Origin of the sequence: Lysinibacillus sp. RC46 (genome assembly GCF_041262385.1) — a bacterium.
Taxonomy (GTDB): Bacteria; Bacillota; Bacilli; order Bacillales_A; family Planococcaceae; genus Lysinibacillus.
Genome location: NZ_JBGCCF010000012.1, coordinates 138,836 through 145,210 on the forward strand (window position 1 = coordinate 138,836; position 6,375 = coordinate 145,210).

Below are 6,375 nucleotides of genomic sequence, written 5' to 3' on the forward strand. Positions count from 1 at the left end.
ATAGCTTTCTCCGTTCGCGTAGGTATACTTTGCTCATTTTTCAACTGTTCAATTGATATCGGATAATACTTATTCTTATCAACTGTTATGCCACTAGGCTTAGAAACATAAATCGACCGCAAAGCTTTCTTAAAGAAACGCTTTGCGGCTTTTTTATCTCTTTAAGGTTTCTGCACTAGAACCTCTTTTGCTAGACCCCCTTCTTTCCCGATCTCCCCCTCTTTTTCTAATACATCTCCTTTTTTATCGTTTTCAAAAGTATCATACATTTTCTCTTTAATGAATAGTGCAGGAATTAACCCCATGATTGCATAAGAAATACCTAACACAGCTAGTCCAAATCCAATTGATTGTGAAGTAGCGATAATTCCAATAAGGATAGGAGCTATAGCTGCACCTATTCTTCCCGTATTATAAGCCGCACCTACAGCGGTTCCTCTAATATGAGTCGGGAAGCTTTCACTTAAATAAGTAGCATTTACACCATACGGCGCTCCGTATACGAAACCTAGAATAGTCATTAAAATAATGATGTTTCCTGGTGATTGATAAAAATATATGACTGGTAGCATGACTGCTGTAGATAATCCTGCAATGACGAAAACCCCACGACGACCAATTACATTGGCAACCCAACCAGCAAGTGCTTTACCAAGAATCGATGCTGTATATGTTCCAATTAAATATCCTGTCATTTCTTTGAAATTAAAGCCTAATTCTTTCACTATATACGTCGGTAACCAAGTACCTATCCCGTAATAACCGAATTGCAATAGAGAAGAAGTTAATATCCATAATAGAAAGATTGTAAAAACTTTCTTATCTCTAAACAAAGCAAGCCATTCATTTGATTTCTTAACTTTCGATGTTTTAGCTTGTTTTTTAGCCAATCTCCAGCCAGTAGGTTCGGGTACTTTTACTCGAATATAGATCGCCACAACAACCGGGAAGATTGAAATTAAGAATAATGGTCTCCAACCATATTCAGGTAGAATCGCGCCCGCTAATAAAACCGCGACTAAATATCCTAATGAATAGGAAGAACCTAATACGCCCATAATCGTTACTCTATTTTTAACTTTTACATATTCAGCCATTAACATTGTGGCCAAAGAATATTCAGCCCCCATACCAATTGCTGATATGAAACGAACAATAATAAATTGTTCATATGTCTGTACAAAAGCTAAAAGAGCGGTTCCAACTGAGAATAAGATCATCATATAGGTCATCATTTTAACACGACCAAAGCGGTCAGATAACCAACCTCCTAGGATTCCACCAAGTGCCATCCCTAATAGAGAGAATGTACTGATCCAACCAGCAGCCTTGGTATCTAAGACGAATTCGTCAATTAGGCTCGGCATAGCCAATGACAGCATTTGGATATCCATACCATCAACTGTTAAACCTATAAAACTAGCTACAAATACAATTTTCCATAGATTTGAGTTCTTTTCCATAACATATCTCCTCCGCATTCCTAGATTGTTTTGAAAGAATAATCTATAAGCAAAATGAAGATACTGCATAGAATGTTTTGGCAAAGAAGATATAATAGTATTGTTTTCTAGTTTAGATTTCAAGTAGAGGTAATATACATAGAGGTGGAAGATTCTTATGAAGATTAAACATCTCCTACTTGTTTAACCGCGAATGATAATTTTTAATTTATTTGGAAATGAACGACACCAAAACAATTTATACGGTATTTATTACCTCCCTTTAAATAATTATACATTTTATCGAATTATTTTCAAATAATTCCGAAAGTTTAACGAACAGATATAATCACTTTAATCCAATAGAGAGATGGCTAATGGAAAATGTACACTTATATCACGAAAGTTTACGCCATTTAGCTTAAGAACTGTTACATAATAAAAGCCCTCCACATTCATCTGCGGAAGGCATAATGTTTATTTCTACTCAGTTATATTCCCTCGTAAAACGTCCCAATACACACCGTAAAAAACTAAACTTTCAAAATTGAATTGCTCTACGATATTCCAAATCTGTTCACCTAATCCATCAATGCATTCCATAGTAAATCTAACGTAGCAATTATCGTTAATTTGTTCTACTTCAACATTATCTACACCTTTAATACAAGATAAGTAATGTGCAAATTCATAGGCTTCTTTTAGATTGGTTGTAAAAACTGAGTCATTCCTTATTACACTCAATTAAAATACACCGCCTTTCATCTACCTTCTTCGATAACGGTAGAATGCATAAAAATAAATATTTTTGGAGAACTAATTTCAGTTTATAGTTTTCATCAATTTGAAAACCTTACTTTGAATAGTATTTTATTTGGCGATTCCTTTGTTCTAATGATTAAAAAATCATATGATAATGAATTGACAAACGACATGAATAAAATTTGCAAAAGATATGAGAAATTATAAAGAATGATAATATGATTAAATCATTTACATTAATTGAGTTTAAAAATTGCTTTAAAAGAAACATAATTATGTATTTCACACAAACAATTTTGTAAATATAAAGCAATAATGGATTGTTTTCTCATGAACATAATAGTAATATTTACTCGAGGTCATTAAACCTAATGTTTTATTACATCAATTAACAATAATAAAGGAGAATCTACTTTAATTACTATTGTTATTATGTAGTTCATGGTAAAACAATAAAAATAATTCTAGGAGGAACATTTATGAAAAAATTAGCTACTTCAATTATCGCAGGTGCATTTTTAATCGGTGCAACAATGAGCATCCCGACACCAATAGAGGCAGCAGCGAAAACATACAAAAATTGCACAGAGTTAAATAAGGACTACAAAGGTGGCGTTGCTAAGGATGCCAATGTGAAAAACAAAGGCGGAAAAACAAAATACGCACCTTTTGTATCAGCTGAACTATATAAAGCAAATGCTTCGAAAGATCGTGACAAAGATGGTATTGCTTGCGAGAGATAAAGTTTGAATTCTGTTAGGGTGAATAATATGAGTTTATTTTAAGGAATAACTACCTCGGCTGAAGCTGATGTGGACCTTCATTACATCGATGCATTCTAAATTCACTGCCCTACTCGATGATTAATCCTCAAAACGTTAATCAATTTCTTATTGTATCAACGTTTACAAAGGTTTTTTGGTTCAAGTTGGTTCAAATCGGCTTGAACCTCATAAAGAACTTAACAGATTTTTTCCTAAGGTGGTAATAAATACATTGATATTATCTCAGTGTAACTTCTAGTGGGAAAGGAGTTTATAGGTGAAAAAAGAGAGTGATCGTTTATATTTCATCGATAATTTAAAAATAGCTTTAATTATGCTTGTAGTAGCTCACCATGCTGGACAAGCTTATGGACCAGGTGGTTGGTGGTATTTTTTGGATGATGAATCTATCAATTGGTTGGGCAGATTTTTCTCTGTAAATGCAGCATTTTTTATGAGTTTGTTTTTCTTTTTATCAGCCTATTTTCTCCCCCAATCAATCTCAAGAAAAGGGCCGAAACGGTTTTTAAAAGAACGGCTTATTAGAATTGGTATTCCATTACTACTGGGATTTCTCGTGATGATTCCTATTCTGATGTATTTATATTACATTAATTTCAGAGATTATGAACCCATCCCATTTTTTTCTTACTATGTTAATATATTTTTTGGACTTGGTAATGAACCCGCGAATTGGACTGGGCCATCATGGCCTGATATGCAATTTGGCCATTTATGGTTTTTAGAGCATTTACTTGTGTATGCGATTGTGTTTTCGGTCTGGACCTTCTTTACATCTAAGAAATTCACACAAAAGTCTGATAGAAACATTAAGGTTTATCAGATTCTCTCCCTGTGGTTGGTCGTTAGTTTAGTGACTTTTATTACAAGGATATGGTTTCCTATTGATCATTGGACAGCTTTTTTAGGATTTATTCAAACTGAATTTGCACATGTACCACAGTATGTGACTTTCTTTTGTTTAGGCATTATGGCTTATCATCGCAAATGGTTTTTAACTATGAGTGCGAGAGCAGGATACATCTGGCTTGTTATTGGAATATTAATAGTGACCATTTTGTATTTTGGAGGAAATACGATAGATCCTTTTCTTTTAAAGGGTGGACAAAACTTCGGTTCGTTGGCTCGATCATTAATTGAGACGTTACTGTGTATTTCACTTGTAATCGGTCTTCTAATTATATTTAGAGAGAAAGTTAACGGCGCTAATCGTTGGTCAAAGATGTTAGCAAACAATGTATTTGTTGTTTATTTCATCCATGTCCCAGTAGTTGTCTTCCTTCAATATACATTGAATGACCTACCAATATCAGTCTGGACTAAATTTCTTATAACGGTATTTTTAGGAATCATTCTAAGCTTTTTGCTAAGTCATTTTGTATGGAGAAAGATTCCATACCTCAAAAAAATGATGTAAAAGGAAATAATTTTTAGATAAGTGAAAAAGCCAGCATTAATGCTGGCTTTTGTCTTAATAGGATAATGATGTGTCATAAAAATAATGGTTCTTGTTCAACGGGTGCTTTACTTTAATAAGCTCCATTATTAAAAGTCTTTAAATGTACACATAGCAGTGGAATATATTGGCAAAATGTATTCCACTAACATCTATCTTATTGGTTTAAGTAATGTCAATTTCAATCCTTTGCCATACATTTTTATCCATATAACAATTCCCAAAACGTTGATATAAATGGATTATGATGTATTCAATACACTTAGAATATATCTGTATATTTCTCAAAACATTAATAGGATTCTTTAAAAAGCACAGAGAGTTCTGTGCTTTTAATGTTATAAGATATTTTCTTTATTCCTCAACCTGGTTGTTAGCTGAATAAATTTATATTATTTCCGTTGAAAAATAAGATTAAGTCTCCAATTGCCCCAATACAAAAAAATATAAAATAATAACTTGCAATTGTCACCTTTTTGTTAAATAGTTCCTTGAATGCTTGAATAAACAACTCGTCAAACTTAAACCAGCTTAATATCCAACTAGTTAAAAGAAAACTTATAATCATCATTTGCTCGTTCTGCCCCTGTTATATGAACCTTTTAGAAAATACATCTTTTTCTTTTATAGATTTCTTAAATCTTTTGCACAACAACAGCTTTTGAAAACGGAAATGTATAAAAAAATCGCTTTACTTCAACGCGATTGGAAACTGAATTCAATATTTGAATGTATTCAGAAGTTTTACTGAAATCAGAAATGACTATTCGACCATTTGGTCTTAAAACTCGCCACATTTCAAGAATCGCCTTCCTTCTTCCTTCTACACTTTTAATGTTATGAACTACGAAGTTTGAGACAACAATATCGAAACTTTCGTCCGAAAATGGAAGTTCCCGAGCGTCAGCATCCATGATGTCGATTTCTTTCACACTTTCAGCAACCATATTAGCTTGTAGTTTAGCTTTTCCATTCCCTCCCAAATCCCATTTTGACCAAATATCAGTGGCTGTCACCTTACAACCCCTTTGAGATGCGGAAATAGCTAAAAGTCCGCGACCTGTTCCCACATCAAGAAGTTCATCACCTGATTTAGCTTGTGCAAGGCTCAAAATCACCTCTCTGTGTGCAATTTTGATTGTTGTTGAGTATGTAAACATCCATAGGCCCGTCACAAGACAAATCAAACCATAGCCCAATACAAATCCATTGACTAAACCAATTACACCCGATAACGTAAATACCAGCCCGATAATAATTAAAAAGGCAACCCAAAATGGAGCGTCAACCCCATATCGCATAGTAATTTTCATTTATCTTGACCTCCTTCCCTACCTTGCATACGAAAAGCACTACATAGTGTTTTCAATAAAATGACCCGTTTGTTGCATACTGATTTTTTTATATTTCCATATTAACATACAAAAAATCCTCATATTGGTAATGATTCAAAATAAAAACCATTTTTAGAGGTAATGTAACCGATCTGAACTAAAAATAAATGAATGATTAATATTGTATTCAACTAACATCAATCACTTTGGTTCAAGTAATAACATTTTCAATACTTTATCATACGTTTCTATCTATTTGTAATTTCATGAAACATTGATATAAATGGATTATGAGGCATTCGATATACTTAGAATTTATCTGTATACTTCTCAAACTAGTTTGGGAACAAAAATAGGATAAATGTTGCTGTTTGGTTGCTCTTTTGCAAAATCAGCTTCATTTATCCTCTACAAACGTGATATCAAGACTCCCCCCAAAACTGACCCTTATAGGCCCAATATTTATTGAGTATAAATAGGCTGTCTGCTTTTTATTTCATAATTACAAATGCTAAGATCTACATGTACAAACGCACTCACTTAAAGATGTACACTTTTGATTCACTTTCTCGCATACTAATCATGAGGTGATTAGT

General features: G+C 33.2%; 5 protein-coding genes and 1 pseudogene. 2 read left to right on the plus strand and 4 right to left on the minus strand.

The window, feature by feature from the left end:
- Positions 1–20 precede the first annotated feature (20 nt).
- The 3 genes and pseudogenes from ABH966_RS13270 to ABH966_RS13280 all read right to left on the minus strand — a co-directional run.
- A pseudogene (locus ABH966_RS13270) lies at positions 21–161 on the minus strand (DDE-type integrase/transposase/recombinase); the annotation flags it as partial.
- The gene (locus ABH966_RS13275) at positions 162–1,463 is read right to left on the minus strand and encodes an MFS transporter (protein WP_370079128.1); all 1,302 of its coding nucleotides are present in this window, start codon (positions 1,461–1,463) and stop codon (positions 162–164) included. It lies immediately after the preceding pseudogene.
- Between the two features lie 462 nt (positions 1,464–1,925).
- A complete protein-coding gene (locus ABH966_RS13280; RefSeq protein WP_370079130.1) occupies positions 1,926–2,186 on the minus strand; it encodes a hypothetical protein in 261 nt (86 codons plus the stop codon).
- Between the two features lie 551 nt (positions 2,187–2,737).
- Between ABH966_RS13280 and ABH966_RS13285 the strand changes: the two genes are divergently transcribed.
- Both ABH966_RS13285 and ABH966_RS13290 read left to right on the plus strand, forming a co-directional pair.
- Positions 2,738–2,947 carry an excalibur calcium-binding domain-containing protein gene (locus tag ABH966_RS13285; protein ID WP_370079146.1) on the plus strand — a complete coding sequence of 70 codons (210 nt, stop codon included), beginning with the start codon at positions 2,738–2,740 and terminating at the stop codon, positions 2,945–2,947.
- Between the two features lie 298 nt (positions 2,948–3,245).
- Positions 3,246–4,406, plus strand: a complete 1,161-nt coding sequence (locus ABH966_RS13290) for an acyltransferase family protein (RefSeq protein WP_370079132.1) — start codon at positions 3,246–3,248, stop codon at positions 4,404–4,406.
- Positions 4,407–5,080: 674 nt separating this feature from the next.
- Here ABH966_RS13290 and ABH966_RS13295 read toward each other — a convergent pair.
- Complete coding sequence (locus ABH966_RS13295) at positions 5,081–5,758, minus strand: class I SAM-dependent methyltransferase (RefSeq protein WP_370079134.1); 678 nt, start codon at positions 5,756–5,758, stop codon at positions 5,081–5,083.
- Positions 5,759–6,375 lie beyond the last annotated feature (617 nt).

What these genes read in the sequence shown, in the direction of transcription:
- ABH966_RS13275 (WP_370079128.1), bottom strand. Translation starts at nt 1,463, where the DNA reads ATGGAAAAGAACTCAAATCTATGGAAAATTGTATTTGTAGCTAGTTTT.
- ABH966_RS13285 (WP_370079146.1), top strand. Translation starts at nt 2,738, where the DNA reads ATGAGCATCCCGACACCAATAGAGGCAGCAGCGAAAACATACAAAAAT.
- ABH966_RS13295 (WP_370079134.1), bottom strand. Translation starts at nt 5,758, where the DNA reads ATGAAAATTACTATGCGATATGGGGTTGACGCTCCATTTTGGGTTGCC.